General features: G+C 61.9%; 17 protein-coding genes, 2 tRNA genes and 2 rRNA genes. 6 read left to right on the top strand and 15 right to left on the bottom strand.

Annotated elements, in window-relative coordinates; all coding sequences use genetic code 11:
* Nucleotide 1 precedes the first annotated feature (1 nt).
* From K6G35_RS22530 to K6G35_RS22515, 4 genes are all read right to left on the bottom strand, one after another.
* Nucleotides 2–847, bottom strand: coding sequence for a DUF2950 family protein (locus K6G35_RS22530; protein WP_008644641.1), 846 nt, complete (start codon nucleotides 845–847; stop codon nucleotides 2–4).
* 2 nt (nucleotides 848–849) lie between these two features.
* Nucleotides 850–2,238, bottom strand: coding sequence for a DUF3300 domain-containing protein (locus tag K6G35_RS22525; RefSeq protein ID WP_008644642.1), 1,389 nt, complete (start codon nucleotides 2,236–2,238; stop codon nucleotides 850–852).
* 91 nt (nucleotides 2,239–2,329) lie between these two features.
* On the bottom strand, nucleotides 2,330–2,647 hold the full coding sequence (locus tag K6G35_RS22520) for a hypothetical protein (RefSeq protein WP_051705408.1): 318 nt from the start codon (nucleotides 2,645–2,647) through the stop codon (nucleotides 2,330–2,332).
* A gap of 119 nt (nucleotides 2,648–2,766) precedes the next feature.
* On the bottom strand, nucleotides 2,767–3,060 hold the full coding sequence (locus K6G35_RS22515) for an IS3 family transposase (protein ID WP_008644647.1): 294 nt from the start codon (nucleotides 3,058–3,060) through the stop codon (nucleotides 2,767–2,769).
* Nucleotides 3,061–3,925: 865 nt separating this feature from the next.
* On the opposite strand from K6G35_RS22515, the gene K6G35_RS22510 reads away from it, so the two are divergent.
* The 3 genes from K6G35_RS22510 (at nucleotide 3,926) to K6G35_RS22500 (ending at nucleotide 7,277) form a co-directional block, all read left to right on the top strand.
* Complete coding sequence (locus K6G35_RS22510; protein ID WP_008644649.1) at nucleotides 3,926–4,879, top strand: LysR family transcriptional regulator; 954 nt, start codon at nucleotides 3,926–3,928, stop codon at nucleotides 4,877–4,879.
* 302 nt (nucleotides 4,880–5,181) lie between these two features.
* The gene (locus K6G35_RS22505) at nucleotides 5,182–5,847 is read left to right on the top strand and encodes a response regulator (protein WP_008644653.1); all 666 of its coding nucleotides are present in this window, start codon (nucleotides 5,182–5,184) and stop codon (nucleotides 5,845–5,847) included.
* A 143-nt stretch (nucleotides 5,848–5,990) separates the two neighbouring features.
* Complete coding sequence (locus K6G35_RS22500; RefSeq protein WP_035883109.1) at nucleotides 5,991–7,277, top strand: cobyrinic acid a,c-diamide synthase CobB; 1,287 nt, start codon at nucleotides 5,991–5,993, stop codon at nucleotides 7,275–7,277.
* 25 nt (nucleotides 7,278–7,302) lie between these two features.
* Here the strand turns inward: K6G35_RS22500 and K6G35_RS22495 are convergent, their stop codons facing one another.
* From K6G35_RS22495 to K6G35_RS22480, 4 genes are all read right to left on the bottom strand, one after another.
* Complete coding sequence (locus K6G35_RS22495; protein ID WP_008644657.1) at nucleotides 7,303–7,764, bottom strand: MarR family winged helix-turn-helix transcriptional regulator; 462 nt, start codon at nucleotides 7,762–7,764, stop codon at nucleotides 7,303–7,305.
* A gap of 47 nt (nucleotides 7,765–7,811) precedes the next feature.
* The gene (locus tag K6G35_RS22490) at nucleotides 7,812–9,338 is read right to left on the bottom strand and encodes an MFS transporter (RefSeq protein WP_008644658.1); all 1,527 of its coding nucleotides are present in this window, start codon (nucleotides 9,336–9,338) and stop codon (nucleotides 7,812–7,814) included.
* Between the two features lie 233 nt (nucleotides 9,339–9,571).
* Entirely contained in the window at nucleotides 9,572–10,999 is a 1,428-nt protein-coding gene (locus K6G35_RS22485) for a sensor histidine kinase (protein ID WP_008644659.1), read from the bottom strand.
* Nucleotides 10,992–11,663: a response regulator gene (locus K6G35_RS22480; RefSeq protein WP_011518445.1), complete on the bottom strand. Its 672-nt coding sequence runs from the start codon at nucleotides 11,661–11,663 to the stop codon at nucleotides 10,992–10,994. Before K6G35_RS22480 ends, K6G35_RS22485 begins: the two co-directional genes overlap by 8 nt.
* A gap of 127 nt (nucleotides 11,664–11,790) precedes the next feature.
* On the opposite strand from K6G35_RS22480, the gene K6G35_RS22475 reads away from it, so the two are divergent.
* The 3 genes from K6G35_RS22475 to rocF all read left to right on the top strand — a co-directional run bounded on the left by K6G35_RS22475 (nucleotide 11,791) and on the right by rocF (nucleotide 14,857).
* Nucleotides 11,791–12,780: a tripartite tricarboxylate transporter substrate binding protein gene (locus K6G35_RS22475; protein ID WP_040010978.1), complete on the top strand. Its 990-nt coding sequence runs from the start codon at nucleotides 11,791–11,793 to the stop codon at nucleotides 12,778–12,780.
* An 81-nt stretch (nucleotides 12,781–12,861) separates the two neighbouring features.
* Nucleotides 12,862–13,851 carry a Bug family tripartite tricarboxylate transporter substrate binding protein gene (locus K6G35_RS22470; protein WP_035883102.1) on the top strand — a complete coding sequence of 330 codons (990 nt, stop codon included), beginning with the start codon at nucleotides 12,862–12,864 and terminating at the stop codon, nucleotides 13,849–13,851.
* Nucleotides 13,852–13,948: 97 nt separating this feature from the next.
* Nucleotides 13,949–14,857 (top strand): arginase, encoded by a 909-nt coding sequence (gene rocF, locus K6G35_RS22465; protein ID WP_008644663.1) that lies wholly within the window; start codon nucleotides 13,949–13,951, stop codon nucleotides 14,855–14,857.
* A gap of 93 nt (nucleotides 14,858–14,950) precedes the next feature.
* On the opposite strand, the gene K6G35_RS22460 is transcribed toward rocF, so the two are convergent.
* The 7 genes from K6G35_RS22460 to K6G35_RS22430 form a co-directional block, all read right to left on the bottom strand.
* A complete protein-coding gene (locus K6G35_RS22460; RefSeq protein WP_008644666.1) occupies nucleotides 14,951–16,450 on the bottom strand; it encodes an AdeC/AdeK/OprM family multidrug efflux complex outer membrane factor in 1,500 nt (499 codons plus the stop codon).
* Nucleotides 16,447–19,593, bottom strand: a complete 3,147-nt coding sequence (locus K6G35_RS22455; protein ID WP_186425726.1) for an efflux RND transporter permease subunit — start codon at nucleotides 19,591–19,593, stop codon at nucleotides 16,447–16,449. The genes K6G35_RS22460 and K6G35_RS22455 overlap by 4 nt, the downstream gene beginning before the upstream one ends.
* A gap of 26 nt (nucleotides 19,594–19,619) precedes the next feature.
* Nucleotides 19,620–20,783 carry an efflux RND transporter periplasmic adaptor subunit gene (locus K6G35_RS22450; protein ID WP_008644670.1) on the bottom strand — a complete coding sequence of 388 codons (1,164 nt, stop codon included), beginning with the start codon at nucleotides 20,781–20,783 and terminating at the stop codon, nucleotides 19,620–19,622.
* An 884-nt stretch (nucleotides 20,784–21,667) separates the two neighbouring features.
* Nucleotides 21,668–21,781, bottom strand: a 5S ribosomal RNA gene (gene rrf, locus K6G35_RS22445).
* 118 nt (nucleotides 21,782–21,899) lie between these two features.
* Nucleotides 21,900–24,778, bottom strand: a 23S ribosomal RNA gene (locus K6G35_RS22440).
* Nucleotides 24,779–25,059: 281 nt separating this feature from the next.
* Nucleotides 25,060–25,135 (bottom strand) — tRNA-Ala (locus K6G35_RS22435).
* Between the two features lie 11 nt (nucleotides 25,136–25,146).
* Nucleotides 25,147–25,223 (bottom strand) — tRNA-Ile (locus K6G35_RS22430).
* Nucleotides 25,224–25,242 lie beyond the last annotated feature (19 nt).

Genomic DNA, 25,242 nt, shown 5'->3' with positions numbered 1-25,242 from the left:
ATCAGCGATCTGCCGCCCGCTCCCAACCCTCGGGCGAAAAAGCTCGCATGGCACCCGCGCGCGTGCCGGTACTCTTGCCCAGGTCTCGCTCGTAGAAACGGCGCTCGCTATCGACCATGAAGGAGTGGATGCCGCTGGCACCGTAACGCGCGGGCCAGGCGATGAACGCGAACTTGGCGTCGCTGCCCTCCGGCGGTGCGATGATCCGATAGCGATAGCCGTAGAACGCTTCCTCCGGCGGCACCTCGGGGCCCATTGCCAAGGCGTCCGGTCCAAGCGGGCTATCATTCTCGGCCGATGCCGATGGCCAGTACAACCCGTTGGTCTTGCCGGGCGTGCTCACGAGCTGATGGGCGTACTTGCCATTGCCAATCTGCTCCGCATAACGCTGCTGGGCATCAGCGAGCTGCAGCAACGTATCCATCGCCACGAGTTCGTTGCGCCCGATCCGGCGGCGCCGGATCTCCTGCTCGCCGGCAGCCAGATCGAACTGCCAACCGGTTTTACGCTTGGCCAGCGGCACCGGGAACGTCCAGCCGCTACCGCCCACCTCGATACGTGCGGCCTTGTCGCCATCGGGCTGGACGGCATGATGGCTGGCCCAGGCGGCAAGGAAATCGTAGACGTCGTTCTGGCTGAGCCCCGGCGGCACCAGCTTCTCGTAGTTCGCGCCGAGCACCTGCTTCAGCGCATCGGGGTCACTGCGTGCCACGGCATCGCCGAGCGCATCGGCTGCGGCATCCGGCGTCGGATAGACATGCTGAGCCAGAACGGGGACGGACATGCTCAGCAGCATCGCTAATGCGCCGGCACGCAACATGGATTCGAACCTCGATTTACGCTTCATCGCTACCTCCGGCCGTGACCAAGGTGACCGCCACCCGCACCTGCTCCGCCCGCATGGCCCCCGCCCTGGAAGCCACCACCACCACCACCACCACCGCCGTGGATGCCTCCGCCAGATCTCGCCGGCGCGGAATGCTGCTGCATCTGGCCCGCGTTGTGTTGGACGCCACTGCGATCGCCCCGGTTTGCCTGCTGACGCATCCGGTCACCGTTGCCGGCGTCGCTGAACGCGTTATTGCGGTTGCTGTCACGCGCGCGGTTGCGCGCATCGGCCTGATCAGCACGTTGACGATCCGCGCCTGCCGGCCGCGGATTCTGCCCGCCAGCCTGGCGATTCACGTTCGGCGCTGAATGCCCGGGAATCGACTGGCCGGTACGCCCCTGGAACGACTGGGCCGCACGCTGACGCTCGGCGTCGCGCTGGTTCTGCACACCGCCTCCGCCCTGACCCAGGCGCTGCTGGTTCTGCACGCCACCACCCGCCTGGCCCAGGCGCTGCTGACCACCCTGCGGGCGATTGGCCAGCCCCTGCTGACGCTGCGCGTCGTAGCGGTTCGCAACGTTCTGATTCCGGTACGGCACGTTGCCACGGTTCGCGGGATTGTGCTGCCAGTTCACGTTGGACCGATTGACGTCGAGCCGCTGATTCACGTTGATATTGTTGTATCGATTGACGTTGATGTTGACGTCATGGCTACCCCAGTTGAACCCGCCCCACATCGAATTCACAGCCGCCACGCCAAGCCCGAAGCCAATGCCGGCCACCAGCGAGGTGGCGAACACCGATCCGGGTGGCGGCGGGTAGTAGACCGGTGGATAGGCGGGATAGGGCCATGCGCCGTAGACCACGGTCGGGTTGTACGACGGCACGTACACCACCTGCGGACTGGCGGGCTCGATCTGGACGATGGTGGTGCCGCCGCTCTGCTGCGTGACCACCTTTTGCTGCTCGTTGGACTTGAGAGTGCCGGCCTTTTGCGCCTGTACGCGCAGACGTTGGACCGAGTCCATCACGTCATCGGGCTGCGCCAGGAAAGCATCGCCCACGCTCTCGACCCACTGCGGCTGGCGTCCCATCATGTCCATGACGGAGGGAAAAGCCGCGAGCGACTTGACGCTCGGGTCCCACGGCTCGCCTTCGACGGCCTTGGTGGCCGCATCGCCCGAAAGACTCTGATTCGATTTCGACCATTCCGCGGCGGAAGCCACGTCCGCCGGATAGGTCGATGCCATGAGCACCTGCGACAGCAGTGCATCGGGATACAGCGCAACTGGTGCAAGCAACTGGTCAAGCTGCGGCTTGTCCAGTTTGGCCTGCGCCAGCGCGCTGCTTGCGCCGGCCAGCAACATCAGCCCGAACGACCAGGCAAGGAAACGTCGCAAGTGGAACATGTTTGCTCCTGCAATGACGGATGTAACCACCATCCCTTTCGACAATCGCCTGGTCACACCCGGCATCATCCTGGCAACGGCGGATCAGAACTTACTTGCGTGACTGGGCGCACTCCTGCCGGTACGCCTCCTCGAGGCGCTTGCGATCCGGCGCGCGCTCGAGCGTGGAATAGGTCCGGCCATCCGCCGTCGTCACTGACGACTTGCCCGGCCCCCACTGCGGCCCCGACGGCAAGGCATTGATCTGGTCGAGTAACTGGCGGCATCGCTCGACCTGAGAGGCACTGAGCGTGCCCCCCGTATCCTCGACGGTGGACGTCGCGGGATCGAGCATGCGCGGCGGCAGCGGCGCGACCATTGGAGTACCCGGATCCTGCGGAGGCGCCGCATGAACCTGAGCGGCGGACATCCCGAGCCACACCATTGCGCCTGCGGCAGCAAAAACCTTCTTCACGAAAAAACTCCAGAAACCAATGTCATGCGAGACATTGCAGTGGCAAGAGGGCCCGGCTCGATGCGGCGACCAACCTATCCATGGCTCTTGCCGTCGCCGTGCCGGCCGGTACGATTGCGCAGCAACTCAAGTTTGAGCAGTGCATCCGCAAGCATACTCTTGAGTCGCGCATTCTCCTCTTCCAACTGGCGCAATCTGCGGCTGTCGGACGGGTCGTGTTGCCGTACCTTGCTGCCATACTTGGCCCGCCAACCGTAGAACGAGGCATCGCTGAAGCCATAACGCGCGCAGAGCTCCCGCACCGGCACCCCTTTGGCGGCCTCTTCTAGATACATGCGGATCTGTTCTTCCGAATAGCGTCTGTTCACGCAAATGTCTCCGCTCGCCGGCCTCCAGTCAGGCGTCCATGCCATCGCGCGCACGGCCCTCCCGCCTACCCTGCCCGTAAGGTAGCCCACCGCCCGCGCAAAAGGCAATTCAGTGTCTTCGCGGCACGAGTTAAGCAAATTGAACACGGCCTCTACAGGATTGTCGCGATACGCCCACAACAATTCGGCACAATCCGCACACTCACATTTGCAATTCAAATTTTGTTATTCCAATTTGGAAAAATTCCTACCTCTGTCATTATCAACTGACAGTCCAGGATGCTGAATTCACGCCGGGATTTGGCGTCGACTAACGCACTCCCATTGACGGAAACCCCCATTTGAGGCGGGTTTCAGGGTTGTATCGTTGTTCGTACATAGTGTCTTTGTTGGTATGGCACAACCGTCTGGAAGTTGAGCATTACTAGTAGTTTCCAGAATGTTGTATTAAGATTTCTACGCATCAACTAAATTTCGAAACGCCTGCAATGGCGCCGCCCGGCGCATGAGGACAGGCGTCAAAGCGGTACGGCGTCGGCAGATGACGCCGCCACAAGCCGCTGCATATTTCCTGGTCTGACGAATAGGAGCCATTGCCGTAGCACGCACCGGATACACAAACCCGCGCGGTCTGGAGGAAGTGGTGGCTGCAAGACGCGATGCGGACATTCATCGTCCGCGCGCGGCGTCTTCGGCTGCCAGGGCGCCTCGCCGTCGCCCCTGCACATTTTTGGTAGTGCCAGCAGTAACTGCCATCGCCCTCGCCGAATTTCCGCAAGGAGAACCGGCCGGCAGTCAGAAGCAGCAATGATGTTGCATCACCAGAACAAATAACAAAGCAGAACTCGGATCGGGAGAAGTCAGTATGCGGCACGTCAGCACGAAGCTATTGCATGTTTTCGTTCTGCTTATGGAGTATCGCGACCTCAATGCGGTTGCAGCTTGCACTCAGGGGCGCGTACCCACAGTGGCATATAGCCTGGCGCGATTGCGCGAAATCACAGGCGATGCCTTGTTCGTGAAACGAAATGGCGCGTTGGAGCCCACGCCACATGCGTTGCGGCTCGAGCAGACCGCGCGTCAGATTCTGGCCAAATGGAACCAGCTCGTGCAGCCAAGCGGGGAACATGCCGCTCAGGCAGCCCGAGGCCGACGCATTTCGATCGGGTTTTCTTCGTCGATTGGCGATCCGGTCATTACCGAAATCCTGACCGCCTTGGGCGAACGCTTCCCACAGGACAGCTTCATCACGCGGCCGGTCATTGCCGATGCGGCGCTAGCGGATAGCCTGGATAGCGGCGATCTCGACTGCGCCTTTGTCGTCGATGGCGCCAACGTGCCCGACTCGGTCATCCCGCATAGCATCATGGCCACGCCGCGACGCCTGATCAGCGTCACGCGCACGGGGTCGATGGAAGACGTGGAAAGCGACTGGATCCTGCTGCAGGAAGACTGCGACGCCGCAAGTCCGCTACGTGGATTCCTGGAGCGCCAGGCCCTTGCTCCCGGCCATCGCGAAACCGTGGTGCCGTCGTGGCATACCCAGATCACGCTGTTACATGCGGCAGGTGGCATCTGCCCGGTGCTCGACTTCAACGTGCCGCTCGTCACGCGCGATCGCAAGGCACGCCTGCTGGCGCCACCCAGCAGTTTCCCGGCCTGGGCAGCGCTTCATTTCTGGATGCCCCAGGAGTCTGATGACCGCAACACGCTCCGCGACATCATGGACGTCGGCGCCTCGGTACTGCGAGACCCTCTCAAGGCCATCGACGGACGCCGTCAGGCGCGACAACCCGCCAGGCCTCTGGCAGTAGCCTGACCCACACGTATTGATGCCAATCGACGACCCCGTGGCGCATCGCGCCACGGGGTCGTTTGCGTTCAATGTCACCGACGCAAGGCAATGCAATACGTTTTTTGCGAATCCTCTTACTCCCTTCCCGCGAGCCGGGCATTAATCTCGCCGTGCATCGCGGTGCTCTCCGAGTCGTCTCCCGTTTGATTCGCGGTTCCGCGTGCGCGCAGTTGCTGCGTGTTCGCGCCGTACGCCAGTTCCGCGTGCGGCGCTTTTTTGACGCCAGCGTGAAGCCGTATCTGACCCATATGTTCAGGAGTCATTGGATGACGTTGAGGATTTTGCTGGCCGACGACCACCCCGTCATTACGGCGGCAATCCGGGCTAGGGTACAGTCGTCGCAGACTGGCTGGGAAGTCTGCGGCGAAGCTGCCAGTGCCACGGAGTTGCAGCAACAGGTCGATCTGCTCCAGCCGGATGTGGTCGTGACCGACTACCACATGCCGGGCCCCACCGAGCTCGATGGCGTGCGCCTGATCACGTCGCTGCGGCGACGACACCCGTCGATATCCGTGGTGGTGCTCACCATGATCACGAATCCGCTCGTGCTACGCACGATACTGGATGTCCGCGTGCATGGGCTGTTGATCAAGGACAGTCCGCTGGCGGAAATCATGACCGCAATCGGGCGAGCCCAGCGCGGCTTTACCTACATCGGCAAGTCCGCGCTACGCGCTCTGGCACCCACCGAACTCCGGACGATGCTGCCTTGCGGGCGCGACGGCGAGCAGCGGCCGTCCGCGCGCGAGATGGAGGTACTGCGGCTATACCTGACCGGCCGCACCGTAACCGAGATCGCGACCACGCTGTGCCGCAGCGTCAAGACCATCAGCCGGCAAAAGAACTGCGCCATGCAGAAGCTCGGCGTCACCAATGACCGCGAGCTGTTCGAGTGTGTGGCACTCCAGGGCATGGTCCTGCCACGGAGCTAAAGGCCATGATGTCTGCCCGATATAATCCATCGCATCGCATAGCGCTGCCGCCGTGCATTGCCAATTCCGACATGCCCCCGCTTTCCATTCAATCCTCTCCGTTGGACGCGACAACACGGACAGGCACGCGCCCGGTCCCCGCGTTGCTCGTTACCGCCCCCGCATCGGGGCAGGGCAAGACCACGGTCACCGCCGCCTTGGCCCGCCTTCATGCGCGACAGGGCCGTACCGTGCGCGTATTCAAGATCGGACCTGATTTCCTCGACCCGACGCTGCTTGCCGCCGCCAGCGGTGCTCCGGTGCAATCGATCGATCTCTGGATGACAGGGGAAGCCGATGCTCGCCAACGTCTTGCCCTGGCCGCGCAGACCGCCGATCTGATTCTTGTCGAAGGTGTCATGGGCCTGCACGATGGCACGCCGAGCAGTGCGGATGTAGCGCGACTCTTTGGACTGCCGGTCCTCGCCGTCATTCAGGCAGGCGCGATGGCGCAAACGTTCGGTGCCGTGACTCACGGCCTGGCGACCTACGGCGAGCCATTTCACGCGATGCACGTGCTGGCGAATGGCGTCGGCAGCGCACGCCATGCCGACATGTTGCGAGACAGCCTGCCGCATGGCATCCACTGGGCCGGCGCGTTGGCCCGCGATGATGCGGCGGCGTTGCCGGAGCGGCATCTTGGCCTGTTCAGCGCCGACGAGCTTCCCGACCTTACCGCGCGACTGGATCGCATGGCGGATGCCTTGGCCGAACTGCCGATATCGCACCTGCCAAGGCCGATCGTGTTTCCGGACACCCCCGCGCAGCAATTGCCGCGCCTGCTGGAGGGCCGGCGCATCGCCATCGCGCGCGACGATGCCTTCCGGTTCATTTATCCGGCCAATGTGGAAACGTTGAACGCGCTCGGGGCGCATATCACATGGTTCTCGCCCTTGCGTGACGCGGCTTTGCCGCACTGTGACGCGCTATGGCTGCCTGGTGGCTATCCCGAACTGCACGCCGCCGCGCTTGCCGCGAATGTGCCGATGCACAACGCGATCCGCGCGGCGCACGCACGCGGCCTGCCAATGCTGGCGGAGTGCGGCGGAATGATGGCGCTGTTCGACAACCTGGTGGACAAGGAAGGGCAAACCCATCGCATGGCCGGGCTGCTGCCCGGCACGGTGACGATGCAGAAACGACTGGCGGCAATCGGCCATCAGGCCGTCGAGCTACCTACGAGGGAAGGCATGGCTGGCCAGACGGTACGCGGACACACGTTCCACTACTCGACCACCAACACTCCGCTGGCTCCGCTCCTGCACGCGCGGTCACCGCGCGATGATGGAAGCGGGGAAGCTGTCTATCGGTCCGGGACGCTTACCGCGTCCTACGTGCACTTGTACTTCCCTTCTAACCCAACGGCCATTGCGGCGTTGTTTGGCGGATAGAGGGGAGCCAGGCGACGCTGCCTGATCAGGCGGCGTCGCGTTCCGCCTGCGTGCGCGCGACTGCGTCGGCGATGCCCGCCTCGAGCTGAACCAGCCCCTTCGAGAGGTTGTGCATCGTCGTTTCCGTGACGTTGGCCAGCACGTCCTGCAGGAATGCCGAGCGGCGCGGCATTGCCTGGTCGACGATCTCGCGGCCAAGCGCGCTCAGCGTGACGTTGGTCATGCGGTTGTCGCGCTCGCTGGTCATGCGGTCGACCCAGCCCAGTTCCTGCAACGTCTTGAGCTGGCGTGTCAGCGCGCCCGGGTCCATGCCGACGCGATCGGCCAGCGGCTTCTGAGCGATCGGGCCTTCGTGTCCATACAACGCGAACAGAATGCGCCAACGCGGCAACGGGTGTCCGATTCGCTGTTCAAATGCCGCAGCATAAGCCCGGTAGGTCCGGCCAAATTGCTGCAGGACAGCCAGGCTTTGTCGCTCCAGTTCCACTCCACTCCTCCTGTAGGCGAATGTGCTTCACATCCGCACGGCTGTCATCAGTCCGCAGCCATCACGGGTTCATTTACCCGCATCAATTTGATCGGCGGAACCCGGCGCGCGCGCCAGACACCGAACAATGCAGCGATTGCCGCCAGCAACAGGCCAAGATGGATGGCGCCGACGAGGGACACCCGCGCCTGTTCCAGCAGCAGGGCTCCATTGTGCCCTGCCTGCTGCAAATTGGTCAGCAATTCTGCCTGCGCGGCCTTGTCGATCAGGATCTGCGGGTCGGTCATCCTGGCAGTCCAATCCGTCGCATTGGCGGCAGCCAGCGCCGACGTCACGCCAGACGTGTAGCTGCGCGTGACCAGCGTGCCAACCAGTGCCGTCCCGACCATCCCGCCGACCATCCGCAGCGACTGAAGCATCGCCGTGGCGATGCCGAGATTGGCACGACCGGCGGTCTGCTGCGCGAATACCGTCAGGTTGGGCAGGATAAAGCCCAGTCCGAGCCCCGCCAGCAACATGATCGAAAGCAGCAGATTGTGATGCATACCGCGCGTCGCCTGCGAGAGACCCAGCAGTGCCAGCGCCAGCATCGTGAATCCCGCGTAAAGCATGGCATTGGGGCGCGGGATCCGGGTGATGATGCGGCCGTTCACAATAGATCCGATCGTGATGCATACGACTAGCGGCGTCACCAACAGCCCGGCCTCCTTCGGCGAATAGCCAAACCCACCCTGGAACAGCAGCGGTGCGTACAGCAGCAAGCCGAACATCGTGAAGCCCGCCAGCACGGAAAGCACGAACAGCGACGCAAGGCTCGGATTGCGGAACATGTCGAACGGCAGAATCGGATTCGCTGATTTACGCGACCAATGCCACAGCGAGACGAACGCGGCGATGGAGAGGACCATCAGGCCGATCGTCACAACGCCAAGCCCCCGCTCAGGCAACCACTCCACCGATAGTTGCAAACTACCCAGTCCTGCCGCGATCAGTGCGGCGCCAGCCCAGTCAATACGGATCGGCTCGGTATGCGACTGATGACGCAGATGCGGCAGGAATCGCCAGGCAATCAGCAAACCCAGCAGGCCAACCGGCAGGTTGATGTAGAACACCGCTCGCCATCCGAACCACTCGGTCAGCACACCGCCCAACGACGGGCCGATCGCATTGGCCAGACCGAACGCCGTGCTCATCATGACCTGCCAACGCAGGCGCACATGCGGGTCAGGGAACAGATCGGGAACGCAGGCGAACGCCGTGCCGACCAACATGCCGCCACCGATCCCCTGCAATGCGCGGGCCGCTACCAGGAACGGCATGTTCGTGGCCATGCCGCAAAGCGCCGATGCCGCCACAAACACGACGATCGAGGCCAGCACGAACGGCTTGCGCCCGTAATAGTCGCCAAGTCGCCCGAAAATGGGCACGGTAATGACCGACGTCAGCAGGTAGGCCGTAGCCACCCATGCGTAATACTCGAAGCCCTGCAACTCCGCCACCACGGTTGGTAGCGCGGTACTGACCACGGTCTGGTCAAGTGCAACCAGCATTACGACAAATGCGATGCCGGTCATCGCAAGCAAAGACTCGCGAAAGGGCAGGACCTGCCCTTTCCTCACCGGCTGGTTGGCCGGTGATCCTGCTACTGCCCTGCCAGGTGATACATCCTGCTCAGGGCGAAATTCCGAAGTCATTCTGTTGCCCGATCAATCGTTGTTGCATCAATGAATCAGGGATTATAGGCCGTCGTCTGATGACTTGCAGGGGGGAGTTACAAATGGCCAATCGGATTGGATTGCAGCGCCTGTCAGACCACAGCGGGCGGTGCGGCGGGGGCAGTCGGCAACGTCACCCTGACGCGTAGCCCGCCCTTCTCGCCGGACTCCAGTCGCACGCTGCCCTGATGCGCTTCGCAGATTTGCCGAACGATCGACAGACCAAGTCCGCTCCCGGCCCCGGGCGTGCCGGCGATGCGAACGAAGCGTTCGAACACGCGTTCGCGCTCCGCCGAAGGGATGCCGGGCCCGCTATCGTCCACCAGGATGCAGAGCGTGCTGTCGGACCGTTCCACCGTCACGGAGATGCTCCCGCCAGCCGGCGTGTAGCTCACGGCATTGTGCAGGAGGTTGGCCAGCATTTCACGCAGCATGGCCTCGTTGCCAACGACCCATGCAGCAGCCGGACATTCGCCCAGACTGAGATCCTGCCTCCGCTCCCGCGCATGGAGATACCACTCCGCGCAGATGTCACGGCAGAGGTTGCCCAGTTCGATGCGCTGCATCGCGTCACCGTCCGGCGCAAGGACATCGCCATCCCCGGTACGCGCCAACGTCAGCAACTGGTTGGTCAACCGCACTGTCCGGTCGATGGCAGCCTTGACCTCGGCGAGATCGCCGCCGTGATCCGAAGCGCGTATGCGCTGGTCCACATGGCCCCTGACCAGCGTCAGCGATGTCCGAAGCTGATGCGCGGCATCGTCGAGAAAGCGCTTCTGGTTTTCGACGATGACCCGCAGACGTTCGAGGTACTGATTCAGCGTTTGCAGCAGCGGCTGAATTTCCCTGGGCAGGTCATCGCCCTCGACCGGCGCGAGGTCCGATGCCCGGCGGGCCTGAATACGATCCTGCAAACGCTTCAGCGGCCGCAGCGTGGCCGCCACCGTCAATGCCAGCAACGTCATCGAGACACCGATCATCGCCGCCTGTTGCCAGAGCATGGTGAACAGCAACCGTCTGGCCATGTCATCCCGCATCTCCAGCGTTTCCCCCACCTGCACCAGCGCAACGCCCCGCTGCCCGCCTTCGGTCACCGGCTGCCACAGCGCCGCCACGCGCAAGGGCGTCCCGCCATAGGCATCGTCATAGAAATGGACCAGCGCCGGATAGTCCTCGCTGCGCGGCACATTGGCTGGCATTGCCGGGAAGTCCTTCTCGCCGGAGACGAAATGGCCCGCCGGATCCAGCACGCGATAGAAAATCCGCCCGCGCGCATCGATCTGGAACGTATCGAGCGCGCCATAGGGGACGTTGACGGTCACCCGGCCGTTAGTTACGTGGATACGCTCGGCAATCGAGCGCGTGGAGGCCAGCAGCGTTCGGTCGTGCGCCTGATTGGCTTCCTTCAGCGCGGTGCGATACGAGGCAAAAGCCGAGACGATGCCGACGGTCAGCAACGCCAGCGCCAGGCGCCAGAGCAGGGTCCGGCGCAAGCTCGTCGCCGAGAGCTGCCTAGCCATCCTGACGCTGTTCCAGCAGATAGCCGACGCCTCGCACGGCGGTGATGACCAGACCGCTCGGCTTCAGCTTCTTCCTGACCCGCGACACATACAGTTCGATGGTTTCGGGATTGACCTCGTCGTCGATCGAGAACACGCACTGGAACAACACGTCCCGCGTGGCGACGCGGCCGGCCCTCAGGAACAGCGCTTCCAGCACCGCCAGTTCGCGCCGGCTCAGCGTCAACGCCGTGCCCTCGCAGTAGAACGATCTCTCCACCGAATCGAAAGACAGGCCGCCGTAGGTAGTCACCGGCTGGCCACCCTGGCGGCGGCGAAGCTGCGCCTTGATGCGTGCTTCGAGTTCACCCAGGTCGAAGGGCTTGGCGATATAGTCGTCGGCCCCGAGGTCGAGGCCCAGGATGCGATCGGCGATCTCGCTGCGAGCCGTCAGGATCAGCACGGGCGTCGTGACACCCTGGGTCCGGATCGAGCGCAGAACGTCCAGCCCGTCGACCTTCCCGAGCGAGAGGTCCAGAAGGATCAGATCGTACGAAGCGGTGGCGATCATCAGCAGCGCGGCCTCGCCGTCCACGGCGTGGTCAATGACGAAGCCGCTGTCCCCGAGGGACTTGATGACCAGCGCAGCCAGATCCGGGTGATCTTCAACGAGTAGCAGGCGCACTTTTGGCAGGGTTTACGTTAAGCAATCTGGCAGGCGTTCGACAGCTTGGCGACAGCCGACCGACTTAGCATGGCAAGACAGAAATGATAGCCATCCGCGCGGACTGCGGGGATGGCTAATTCAAAAAATGGGAGACAGTCCAGTGCGAACGCTATGCCTGTTCGCCCTGTTGCTGATAGGCGGCGTGCAGACCGCCCACGCAGCGCAGGCGGAAACGCCGCAACCGCGGTGCATCGCGCCGGCCAGGCCAGGCGGCGGCTACGACCTGACGTGCAGGATCGCGAAGCTTGGGCTGGACGAGGCCAGGGCACTACCCGCACGCTTGCAGATCGACTATCGGCCCGGCGGGATCGGCGCGGTCATGTTCGACGCTGTGGTGGAGCAGACTCCCGATGATGCCAACACTATCGTGGCATTCTCGAGCGGCGCGTTGCTGAACCTGGCCAGCGGCAGGTTCAGCAAGTATGGGCCCGACAACGTCAAGTGGCTGGTTGCGATTGGCGTCGACCACGGCATGATCGCCGTCGACGCCCGTTCGCCGTACCTGACCCTGAAGGACCTTGTGACCGCAATGAAGGCCGACCCGCGCAAAGTGCTGTTCGGCATCGGCGGCTCCGCGGGCAGCCAGGACTGGATGAAGGCAACCCTGCTTGCCCGGCAAGCAGGGCTGGACCGTAACGCCATGCGCTATGTGGCGTTCGAAGGCGGCGGCGAGGCGATGACCGCGCTGATGACGGGACATGTGCAGGCCGTTCCCGGCGATATCGGCGAGGCCGTCGACCTGATCGAGGCGCACAAGATTCGCGTGCTGGCCGTGCTGGCCGATCAACGCCTGCCCGGCCGCTTCGCGTCGATTCCCACCGCGAAGGAACAGGGACTCGACGTGCAATGGCCCATCGTGCGCGGCTTCTACATGGGACCGAAGGTCGCCGAGCAGGACCGGCGCCGCTGGGGTAACGCGCTGCAGCGGGCGGCCGGCACCCGTGCATACGTGCAGGCACTGGAAACGCACGGCATCGTGCCCACCCCGATGGCCGGGCCGGAGCTGGACACCTACGTCCAGAACAAGGTTCGCGAATACAGGCGGCTCGCGCGCGAGTTCGACCTCATCAAGTAAGCAGGCCTGCCGGAGCCTCCGGCGGACTGTCCCTGGCCGTCCTGGCCTTCCATAGAACGATAAAACTCCGAGAGAAACGATATGTCCCAGTTTGATTCCTCGCGTCGACGGGCCCTTGGCGCCACGGGTGCGCTGGCTGCCGCCGCAATGCTCCCGAGCCTGTCGCGCGCGCAGACGTGGCCGTCAAAAACGATCCGCTTCGTCGTGCCGTTCGCGCCCGGCGGCAGTTCCGAGATCATCGCGCGCTCCGTAGCCGCCGAACTGACCTCGCAACTGGGCGTGTCGGTCTTCGTCGAAAACAAACCGGGTGGCGCGGGCAACGTGGCGATGGGCGAAGTGGCCCGTGCGGACGATCAGCACACCATCATCCTCGGTCATATCGGTACGCTGGCGGTGAACCCCTTCATCTTTCCGAAGCTGCCGTACGACGTGAACAAGGACTTCACGCCAGTGTCGCTGCTGGCCAAGGTGCCGAGCCTGTACGTAGTACATCCGGATGTGCCCGCGAAGAACCTCAAGGAGTTCGTGGCGCTGGCAAAGAGCAAGCCCGGCAAGCTCAACTACGGCTCTGCCGGCAACGGCAGTGCCGGCCACCTCGCATTCGAGTACCTGAAGGAAGCGGCCGGCATCTTCGTGCTGCACGTGCCGTACCGTGGCAGCGGCCCGCAGATCACGGACCTGCTGTCCGGCCGGCTGGAGGCGGCGGCCGTCGGCGCGCCGGCGATCCTGCCCTTCATCAAGTCCGGCAAGCTGCGTTGCATCGCCACAGGCTCCGCGCAGCGCATTCCGCAATTGCCGGATGTGCCGACCGTCGCCGAGCAGGGCTACCCGGGATTCGAGATGACCCAGTGGTATGGCATCCTCGCGCCGTCGTCGATGTCGAAGGCCGCCGTCGACAAGCTCGCCGCGGCCAGCGCGAAGAGCGTGCGCAGCCCGGCGGCGTCAAGCCGCATGGCCGCCGATGCGGCAATCCTCGTCGGCGATACGCCCGCCGAGTTCGCCGGCTTCATCGCCCAGGAGCAGAAGCGCTGGAAACCGATCATCGCCCGGGCGTCGATCAAGCCGGACTGAAACCTCGCCAACATCTCGCCAACATCCCGCTCACGTTCGACACCCGTTCGTGCCATGATGGCAGGCATCTATCGTCCCCACTGAACCTGGAGACCCCATGAAGCCTGTCACCCTGATTGGCGCGCCGACCGACGTGGGCGCCAGCATCCGTGGCGCCTCGATGGGCCCCGAAGCCTTGCGCGTGGCGGACATCGCGGGCGCCCTGGTGCGCAACGGCCTCGATGTCACCGATCTGGGCAACCTTGTGGGCCCCGGCAACCCGAACCTGCCACCCACGGACGGCGTTCGGCACCTGCCGGAGGTTGTCGCCTGGAACCGTCTGGTCATGGACGCCACCTACCAGGCCTTGGCCGCGGGCCAGTTGCCGCTGCTGATGGGTGGCGACCACTGCCTGGCGATTGGCTCGGTCAATGCCGCGGCTCGCTATTGCCGCGAGCAGGGAAAGAAGCTCCTGGTGCTCTGGCTCGACGCGCACGCCGATGCCAACACCGGCATCACCAGCCCGACCGGGAACACCCATGGCATGCCGGTGGCGTGCCTGTGCGGGGATGGTCCCGCCCCGCTTGTGTCGCTAGGCGGCGTGACGCCCGCCACCTCACCCCAGAACATTCGACAGATCGGCATCCGCAGTGTCGATGCCGAGGAAAAGAAGCGGCTGCGTGAGCTGGGCCTGACCGTCTACGACATGCGTTACATCGACGAGAACGGCATGAGGGCCACGATGGAGCAGGCGTTGGCGGGCATCGATGCCGATACCCATCTGCATGTCAGCTTCGACGTGGATTTCCTCGACAGCCAGATTGCGCCGGGCGTTGGCACGGCGGTTCGCGGCGGCCCTACCTATCGCGAAGCGCATCTCGCACTGGAAATGATCGAGGACACCGGCGCCCTGGGCTCCATCGATGTGGTCGAACTGAACCCCGCGCGCGACGTCCACAACCAGACCGCCGAGCTGGTCGTCGAATTGCTGGAGAGCCTGTTCGGGAAATCGACGCTGCTGCGTTGATGGCGCGAGCCCCGCTGGCTCGCGGCAGGCAATAAAAAAGGAGGCAGTCAGAGACTGCCTCCTTTCGATGCCGGTGCACCGGTCGACTACGGCCTACGAAGCCGACCGTGCGCCGCCGCCCGTGCTGCCGGTCGTCGAACTTCCGGCCCCATCAGCAGGCGCGCCATTCTCCGGCTTGTGCGTGACATCGGTCCAGCCACCGCCAAGTGCCTTGTACAGGTTCACCTCGCTGGTGAGCTGGTTGAGACGATCGGTGATCAGCGTCTGTTGCGCGTTATAAAGCTGACGCTGCGCATCGAGTAATGTCAGGTAGCTATCCACGCCAGTACTGTACCGATGTTCAGCCAGCGTGAAGTAGTCCTGGCTTGCCCGGACGAGCCGCACCTGCGCCTGAACCTGATCCGAGAACGTGCCGCGTGCGGCCAGTCCATCGGCCACCTCGCGGAAGGCGCCCTGGATCGTCCGCTCGTATGTCGCGACGTTGATGTCCTTCTGGATCTTTGCGTAGTCGAGGCTTGCCTTCAGGCTGCCTGCCGTAAAGATCGGCAGCACGATCTGCGGCGAGAACAGCCACGTGCCCTGACCGGCCGCGAACAGGTCCGACAACTGCCTGCTGGCCGTGCCGGTCGACGCCGTCAGCGTGATGCGCGGGAAAAACGCCGCACGCGCCGCGCCGATGTCCGCGTTGGCCGCCTTGAGCCGATGCTCGGCCGAAAGGATGTCCGGACGATTCTGCAACAGATCGGACGGCAGTCCCACCGGCACCTCGGCCACGAGCTTCTCTTCCAGCCCCAACCCTTGCGGCAGATCCGCCGGCATGCCCGAACCCAGCAACAGCGTCAGCGCATTGGTGTCCTGCGCCAGCGCACGCGTGTATGCCGCCAGCGAAGCCCGCGCGGTTTCAACCTGCGTTTCCGACTGGCGCAGCTCCAGCCGCGAAGCGATGCCTTCCTCGAAGCGGCGGCGCGTAAGGTTGTACGTTCGTTCGTACGTAGTCAGCGTGTCCCGCGTGACCTTGAGTTGCTCCTCGTCCGCGCGCAGCGTCAGGTAGGCATTGGCAACGCTGGCCACCAGTGCGATCTGCGTGCTTCGGCGCGCCTCATCACCCGCGAGATACTGCTCGAACGCGGCCTCGCTAAGGCTGCGCAACCGGCCAAACAGGTCGAGTTCCCAAGCCGTGGTTCCAAGAGACACGCCGTACTGGCTGCTGATCACACGTTGACCGGTGGTCGACAGATCCGCCGGCACGCGCTGCCGCGTGCCCTGCGCCGCGGCGTCGACCTGCGGAAACAGGTCGGCACGCTGGATACGGTACTGCGCGCGATAAGCTTCCACGTTCAACACGGCCACACGCAGATCGCGGTTGTTGTCGAGCGAGACCTGGATCAGCTCGCGCAAGCGCGGATCGGTGAAGTAGTCCCGCCAGCCAAGATCGACGGCCGTCACCGACGCATCGACCGCAGCCGTCTTCGGATAAGCCTCACCCTGCGGGAACGTCGCATCCACCGGGGCGGCGGGCCGCTCGTAGTTGGGAATCAGGCTGCAGCCGCTCAGCGCCGCCACGGCGGCCAGGCAAAGTAGCGTCTTTCTCATGCTTGGGCTCCCTTCTCGAGGGAGGACGAATCGGACTTGCGGCGCCGCTCCTTGATCGCGCTGACCACGACAAAGAACAGCGGCACCCAGAAGATGGCAAGCACCGTGGCGGTGATCATGCCGCCAATCACGCCGGTACCGATGGCGTGCTGGCTACCCGCGCCGGCGCCTTGCGACACCGCCAGCGGGAACACGCCCAGCATGAACGCCATCGAGGTCATGATGATGGGGCGCAAACGCATTCGGCACGCCTCCACCGCCGCCTCCACGAGGCCCTTGCCGTGATCGTGCAGTTCCTTGGCGAATTCCACGATCAGAATCGCGTTCTTCGCTGAAAGGCCCACCGTGGTCAACAGCCCCACCTGGAAGAACACGTCGTTCGACAGCCCTCGCGCGAGTGTGGCCAGCAGCGCGCCGATCACCCCGAGCGGTACCACCAGCATCACCGAGAACGGAATCGACCAGCTTTCATACAGCGCCGCCAGACAGAGGAACACCACCAGCAACGACAACGCGTACAGCGCCGGCGCCTGTGAGCCCGACAACCGTTCCTCGTACGACAGGCCCGTCCATGAATAGGAAATGCCGGCTGGCATTTGCTTCATGATTTCCTCTACCGCCGCCATGGCTTCACCCGAGCTCTTGCCTGCTGCCGGCTCACCGAGGATTTCCACCGCCGGCACACCGTTGTAGCGCTGCAGCTTCGGCGATCCAAAGCCCCATTTGCCCGTGGCAAACGACGAGAACGGCACCATGTCACCCTTGTCGTTGCGCACGAACCACTTGTTGAGGTCCTCTGGCGACATTCGCGAGTTCGGCCGACCCTGCAGGTACACGCGCTTGACGCGGCCCCGGTCAATGAAGTCGTTCACGTAGCTGGAACCCCAGGCAATCGACACCGTGCTGTTGATGTCCGCCAAAGACAGCCCCAACGCGCGCGCGCGTTCATCGTCGATTTCGAGGACGTACTGCGGCTCGTCGTTGAGGCCGTTCGGACGTACTCGCTGCAACGCGGGGCTCTTGGCTGCAAGCGCCAGGAACTTGTTGCGCGCGTTCATCAGCGCCTCGTGCCCCAAGCCGGCCTGATCCTGCATATAGAAGTCGAAGCCCGTGGCGTTACCGAGTTCCTGCACCGCCGGCGGCGCGAAGGCAAATGCCAGCGAGTCGCGGAACGTGCTGAACTTGGCCTGTGCCCGCTTGGTCAGGTCGAACACGCTCGTGGCATCGCCTTCGCGATCCTTGAACGGCCTCAGCAGAATAAACGCGAGACCCGAACTCTGGCCACGGCCGGCAAAGTTGAAGCCGTTCACGGTGAAGAGCGACTCCACGATCTTGCCTTCGTCATTCAGCAGGTAGTTGCGCATCTGGTCAAGCACGGCCTGCGTGCGCTCGGCCGACGAGCCGGCCGGCGTCTGCACCTGCGCGTACAGCACGCCCTGATCTTCTTCCGGCAGGAACGAGGTCGGGATGCGCGTGAACAGGAAACCCATCACCACCACGATTGCCAGATAGATGAGCAGGAACGGAGCCCGGCGCTTCAGAATGCCGGAGACCCCACGCTCATAGCTTTGCGTCGACCGGATGAAACTGCGGTTGAACCAGCCGAAGAAGCCCTGCTTGTGCTCGCCGTGGTCGCCCTTCTCGATCGGCTGGAGCATCGTCGCGCACAGCGCCGGCGTGAGAATAAGCGCCACGAGCACAGACAACACCATCGCGGAAACGATCGTGATCGAGAACTGGCGATAGATCACACCGGTCGAGCCGCCGAAGAACGCCATCGGCAGGAACACCGCGGACAGCACCAGCGCGATACCAACCAGTGCGCCCTGGATCTGCCCCATCGATTTTCGTGCGGCCTCCTTCGGACCCAGCCCTTCTTCGGCCATCACCCGCTCGACGTTCTCGACCACCACGATGGCATCGTCCACCAGCAGACCGATGGCCAGCACCATGCCGAACATCGTCAGTGTGTTGATCGAGTAGCCAAACGCGGCCAGCACGCCGAACGTACCGAGCAGCACCACCGGCACCGCGATCGTCGGGATCAGCGTGGCGCGGAAGTTCTGCAAGAACAGATACATCACCAGGAAGACGAGCACGATTGCCTCGAGCAGCGTCTTGATCACCTCGTGGATCGAGTCGGAGATCACCGGCGTCGTGTCGTACGGGAACACCACCTTGATGCCCGGCGGGAACGTCGGTTCCAGCTGAGCCAGCGTGTTGTGGATGTTCTTGACCGTCTCCAGCGCGTTGGCGCCGGATGCCAGACGAATGGCGATACCCGATGCCGGGCGGCCGTTGTACTGCGCGTTGATCGTGTAGTCCTGGCCGCCCAGAGCAACATCGGCCACGTCCTTCAGACGCACCTGCGAGCCGTCGGGATTAACCTTGAGCAGGATGTCGCCGAACTGCTCGGCGGTCTGGAGACGCGTCTTGCCGATCACTGTCGCGTTGAGCTGCTGCCCGCGAACCGCCGGCAGGCCACCAAGCTGACCCGAGGCCACCTGGACGTTCTGCGCCTTGATCGCGTTGCTCACATCCAGCGGCGCGAGTTGGTAGCTGTTGAGCCTGGCCGGGTCCAGCCAGATCCGCATCGCATACTGCGAACCGAACACCTGGAAGTCACCCACCCCTGCGGTACGCGACAGCGGATCCTGGATGTTCGAAACGATGTAGTTCGACAGATCCTCCCGCGTCATGTTGGGGTCGGTCGAAATCAGACCCACGATCAGCAGGAAGTTACGCACCGACTTGGTCACGCGAATCCCCTGCTGCTGCACTTCCTGCGGCAACAGTGGCGTGGCCAGGGCAAGCTTGTTCTGCACCTGCACCTGCGCGATATCCGGGTTGGTGCCTTGCTCAAACGTGACCGTGATGGTCATGCTGCCGTCGGAGTTCGATTCCGACGAGATGTAGCGGAGGCGGTCCAGGCCATTCAGCTGCTGCTCGATCACCTGCACCACCGTATCCTGCACCGTCTGCGCCGAAGCGCCCGGGTAGGTTACGGAGATGGCGATGGTCGGCGGCGCGATCGCCGGGTATTGGTTGATCGGCAGCGACCTGATGGAGAGCACGCCGGCCAACATGATGACCAGCGCAATCACCCAGGCAAAGATCGGCCGCTCGATAAAGAAATTAGACATGGCAAATCCTCATGCGTCCGTCCCGTTCAGGACTTTGCCGCGGGGGCCGACGCCGCGCTCGCGGCCGAAGCCTCCACGGCACCGGCTGTGGCCGCATCGGCTTCGGTGGCCTTGACCTTCGCACCCGGGCGCACAAACTGCAGACCCTCGACGATCACGCGATCACCAGCCTTCAGGCCTGCTGTAACGAGCCACTTGTCGCCAACCGTGCGGTCGGTCGAGAGAATGCGCTGCTCCACTTCGTTGCTCGCATTCACCACCAGCGAAGTCGCTTGCCCCTTCAGGTCACGCGTGACGCCGCGCTGCGGTGCCAGGATAGCGGCAGTCTTGACGCCTTCCGCCAGACGCGCATGAACGAACATGCCCGGCAGCAGTTCATTGCGCGGGTTCGGGAAGACGGCGCGCAGCGTCACGGAACCCGTGCCCTGGTCGACGGCCACTTCCGAGAACTCAAGACGACCGGGCTCCGAATAGATACTGCCATCTTCGAGCTGCAGCGTAACCTTGGCCGCGTTCGCGCCGGCACCCTGCAACTGGCCGTTGGCCAGTTCGCGACGCAGGCGGAGGATTGCCGACGACGGCTGCGTCACATCCACATAGATCGGATCGAGCTGCTGAATCGTTGCCAGCGCGTTAGCCTGGCCGTTCGTTACCAGCGCGCCTTCAGTGACAAGCGATCGGCTGATACGGCCGGAAATCGGCGAAAGGACCTTGGTGTAGCGCAGGTTGATATGGGCCTGGTCCACAGCGGCTTTGGCTTGCAGGTAGGAAGCCTGCGCCTCGGCGTATTGCTGCTTGCTGACGGCTTCCTCTCCGACCAGCCTGCCGTAGCGTTCGGCAAGCAGGCGCGCCGATTCGAGATTTGCCTCGGCGCTCTTCGCAGTAGCTTCATAGGTCGACGGATCGATCTGGTACAACTGCTGGCCCTGCTTCACATCGCTGCCTTCGACAAACAGACGCTTCTGCAGGATGCCATTGACCTGAGGGCGAACCTCGGCGATCCGGTAGGGCATGGTGCGCCCAGGCAAGGAACTGTCGAGCGTAACGTTCTCGTCCTTCAGCGTGACAACTTTCACTTCAGGCGTCTGGGCCGCAGGCGGCTTGTTGTCCTTGCCGCACGCAGACAGTACTGTTACGGCAACAGCCAGAATGCCTGGAATCAAAGCACGCCGGGCGCGCATTGCTTGCATAGCGATATCCTCGAGGATGAAACGGATGAGTTCTTCTTTGGGCCTGGTTGGCCAGACCGGCGCGACCGCGTTACACGCGGACGCAATTGGCGTGCCTGCCATCGGCACTTGTCGGTGATCGGGTTCAGCGGATCGTCATCGCCATTCGCCCCTGCTTTCGCCAGTTAGCTGGCCTCGAAATACACAACGCCGGACGCGCACGCGTCCGGCTGGCAGGGTGACTTAGATGCCCGCCCCGCTCCCCGTATTCTGACTGTCTTGCACAATCTTCTGTTATCGGTGTTACCGTCATTCGCGCGAGTTCGTGCCCGAATCTGAGTGAGCATCGTCTCGCCGATCGCAACAATAGACCAAGGCCCGATATCGGATCCCAAAGCTTGCTGGCGATGACTTCAACGGTAACGTTTGCCGGCCGGGTGTCGCCCAGAACGCTCTGCGCGCTGACAAGGTCCTCCTCCGAACCCTTTGTCACACCGCTGCGGCAATGCAGCATTTGAGCAGCATACTTTTGAATCAGTTCAATAAGCATGCTGCCAATAGCGCGTCATCCTACCAGTTTGTAGATCGGTTAGGGTCACTGGAAATCGACCTGTAATGCGGTGAAATACTCGCAATAGAAGCGTTCCGACGATATTTCGCGGGCTTGCGCGGGTTTTCAGCCGCCGAGATACACGCTCGCGGGACGGTGTTTTGCGCGAGCGGGACAGTGAGACGGGCTCTTGCGAAATACGCAATAAAAAGGCCCACGCCGATATGGCGTGGGCCTTTTTGCTGAATTTCGAGTTGTACTGGCAGACGTTTCCGCCAACGACGCCGCGCAGTTAAACCGCGCGGCATAAAAGCAAAACCCCCAGCTTATAGGGCTGGGGGTTTTGGGTATAAGAGCCTGGCGATGACCTACTTTCACACGGGTAGTCCGCACTATCATCGGCGCGAAGTCGTTTCACGGTCCTGTTCGGGATGGGAAGGAGTGGTTCCAACTTGCTATGGTCACCAGGCATGAGGGGTTGCCGGGCTGACCCGAGGTCAGCGCGGCGAATCTGGGTGTAGTAAAGATTGGGTTGTGTTGCACACCTGGGCACAAGGCGCACTCACCAGGTAAAACACACTGGTTATAGGATCAAGCCTTACGGGCAATTAGTACTGGTTAGCTTAACGCATTACTGCGCTTCCACACCCAGCCTATCAACGTCCTGGTCTCGAACGACCCTTCAAGGAGGTCAAGCCTCCAGGGAATCCTCATCTTCAGGCGAGTTTCCCGCTTAGATGCTTTCAGCGGTTATCTCTTCCGTACATAGCTACCCTGCGATGCCTCTGGCGAGACAACAGGTACACCAGCGGTACGTCCACTCCGGTCCTCTCGTACTAGGAGCAGCCCCCGTCAAGATTCCAACGCCCACGGCAGATAGGGACCAAACTGTCTCACGACGTTTTAAACCCAGCTCACGTACCTCTTTAAATGGCGAACAGCCATACCCTTGGGACCGGCTACAGCCCCAGGATGAGATGAGCCGACATCGAGGTGCCAAACACCGCCGTCGATATGAACTCTTGGGCGGTATCAGCCTGTTATCCCCAGAGTACCTTTTATCCGTTGAGCGATGGCCCTTCCATTCAGAACCACCGGATCACTATGTCCTGCTTTCGCACCTGCTCGACTTGTCAGTCTCGCAGTTAAGCACGCTTTTGCCATTGCACTTTAGGTACGATGTCCGACCGTACCAAGCGTACCTTCGAACTCCTCCGTTACACTTTGGGAGGAGACCGCCCCAGTCAAACTGCCTACCATGCACTGTCCCCGACCCGGATTCACGGGCCAAGGTTAGAACCTCAAACAAACCAGGGTGGTATTTCAAGGACGGCTCCACGTGAACTAGCGTCCACGCTTCAAAGCCTCCCACCTATCCTACACAGATCGGTTCAAAGTCCAATGCAAAGCTACAGTAAAGGTTCATGGGGTCTTTCCGTCTAGCCGCGGGGAGATTGCATCATCACAAACACTTCAACTTCGCTGAGTCTCGGGAGGAGACAGTGTGGCCATCGTTACGCCATTCGTGCAGGTCGGAACTTACCCGACAAGGAATTTCGCTACCTTAGGACCGTTATAGTTACGGCCGCCGTTTACCGGGACTTCAATCAAGAGCTTGCACCCCATCATTTAATCTTCCGGCACCGGGCAGGCGTCACACCCTATACGTCCACTTTCGTGTTTGCAGAGTGCTGTGTTTTTATTAAACAGTCGCAGCCACCATTTTATTGCAACCCCTTCACCCTCCTGGCGCAGGCCAGTCAAGCTACAAGGGCGTACCTTATCCCGAAGTTACGGTACCAATTTGCCGAGTTCCTTCTCCCGAGTTCTCTCAAGCGCCTTAGAATACTCATCTCGCCCACCTGTGTCGGTTTGCGGTACGGTCTCGTATGACTGAAGCTTAGAGGCTTTTCTTGGAACCACTTCCAATTGCTTCGCAGCACTAGGCCGCTCGCCCCACATCCTTGAATTCCGCGCCCGGATTTGCCTAAGCGCCTTCTCCAATGCAGGGACCGGGACTTCCAACACCCGGACAACCTTCCGCGATCCGTCCCCCCATCGCATCATACGACGGTGCAGGAATATTAACCTGCTTCCCATCAGCTACGCATCTCTGCCTCGCCTTAGGGGCCGACTCACCCTACGCCGATGAACGTTGCGTAGGAAACCTTGGGCTTACGGCGAGGGGGCCTTTCACCCCCTTTATCGCTACTCATGTCAGCATTCGCACTTCTGATACCTCCAGCATCCTTTACAAGACACCTTCACAGGCTTACAGAACGCTCTCCTACCACGCACTTGCGTGCGTCCGCAGCTTCGGTGACTGGCTTAGCCCCGTTACATCTTCCGCGCAGGACGACTCGATCAGTGAGCTATTACGCTTTCTTTAAAGGGTGGCTGCTTCTAAGCCAACCTCCTGACTGTTTTAGCCTTCCCACTTCGTTTCCCACTTAGCCAATCTTTGGGACCTTAGCTGGCGGTCTGGGTTGTTTCCCTCTTGACACCGGACGTTAGCACCCGATGTCTGTCTCCCGTGATTGCACTCTTCGGTATTCGGAGTTTGCTATGGCGGGGTAATCAGCAATAGACCCCCCAACCATGACAGTGCTCTACCCCCGAAGGTGAGACACGAGGCACTACCTAAATAGTTTTCGGAGAGAACCAGCTATTTCCAGATTTGTTTAGCCTTTCACCCCTATCCACAGCTCATCCCCTAACTTTTCAACGTTAGTGGGTTCGGTCCTCCAGTACGTGTTACCGCACCTTCAACCTGGCCATGGATAGATCATCTGGTTTCGGGTCTACACCCAGCGACTCAACGCCCTATTCGGACTCGCTTTCGCTACGCCTTCCCTAATCGGTTAAGCTTGCCACTGAATGTAAGTCGCTGACCCATTATACAAAAGGTACGCCGTCACCCGTTTCCAGGCTCCGACTGTTTGTATGCATGCGGTTTCAGGATCTATTTCACTCCCCTCCCGGGGTTCTTTTCGCCTTTCCCTCACGGTACTGGTTCACTATCGGTCGATTACGAGTATTTAGCCTTGGAGGATGGTCCCCCCATCTTCAGACAGGATTTCACGTGTCCCGCCCTACTTGTCGTACACCTAGTTCCACAACGCTGTTTTCGCATACAGGGCTATCACCTGCTATGGCCGGGCTTTCCATCCCGTTCTGCTAACAATGCTGCTAAAGAGTACAAGGCTCTTCCCATTTCGTTCGCCACTACTTTGGGAATCTCGGTTGATTTCTGTTCCTGCAGCTACTTAGATGTTTCAGTTCGCCGCGTTCGCTTCCCTGACCTATGTATTCAGTCAGGGATGACCCATTCGGGCCGGGTTTCCCCATTCGGACATCTCCGGATCAAAGCTCGTTTGCCAGCTCCCCGAAGCTTTTCGCAGGCTACCGCGTCCTTCATCGCCTGTAATCGCCAAGGCATCCACCACATGCACTTGTTCGCTTGACCCTATAACGAGTGTGTCTCTAGGACACGACCGTCATAGGTCTGAGTTCTCGCGTTTGTGCCGTATTCCAAGTCATCTTTCGATCACTTTAAATACATTTTGGTTGATACAATCACAACCCGGTATCGCGTTTGTACTACAGCGTCTCATCAACGCTCGCGACACCTTTACTACATCCCATATTGTTAAAGAACAGCCAGGCTTGACGCCTGTTGGCAACAGCCAAAGACAAACACTCAGGCACCCGCCTGAATTCTTGTCTTTGACTACAACCCCAAGGTACTGGTGGAGGATGACGGGATCGAACCGACGACCCCCTGCTTGCAAAGCAGGTGCTCTCCCAGCTGAGCTAATCCCCCGCGCGATAACTTGGTGGGTCTGGTAGGACTTGAACCTACGACCCCCGCCTTATCAAGACGGTGCTCTAACCACCTGAGCTACAGACCCTTGGCTGTAACAGCAAACA

This window comes from Cupriavidus sp. HY129 (genome assembly GCF_059492215.1).
Note: the sequence above shows the minus strand (reverse complement) of the source record. Positions and strands in the feature narration are given on the sequence as shown.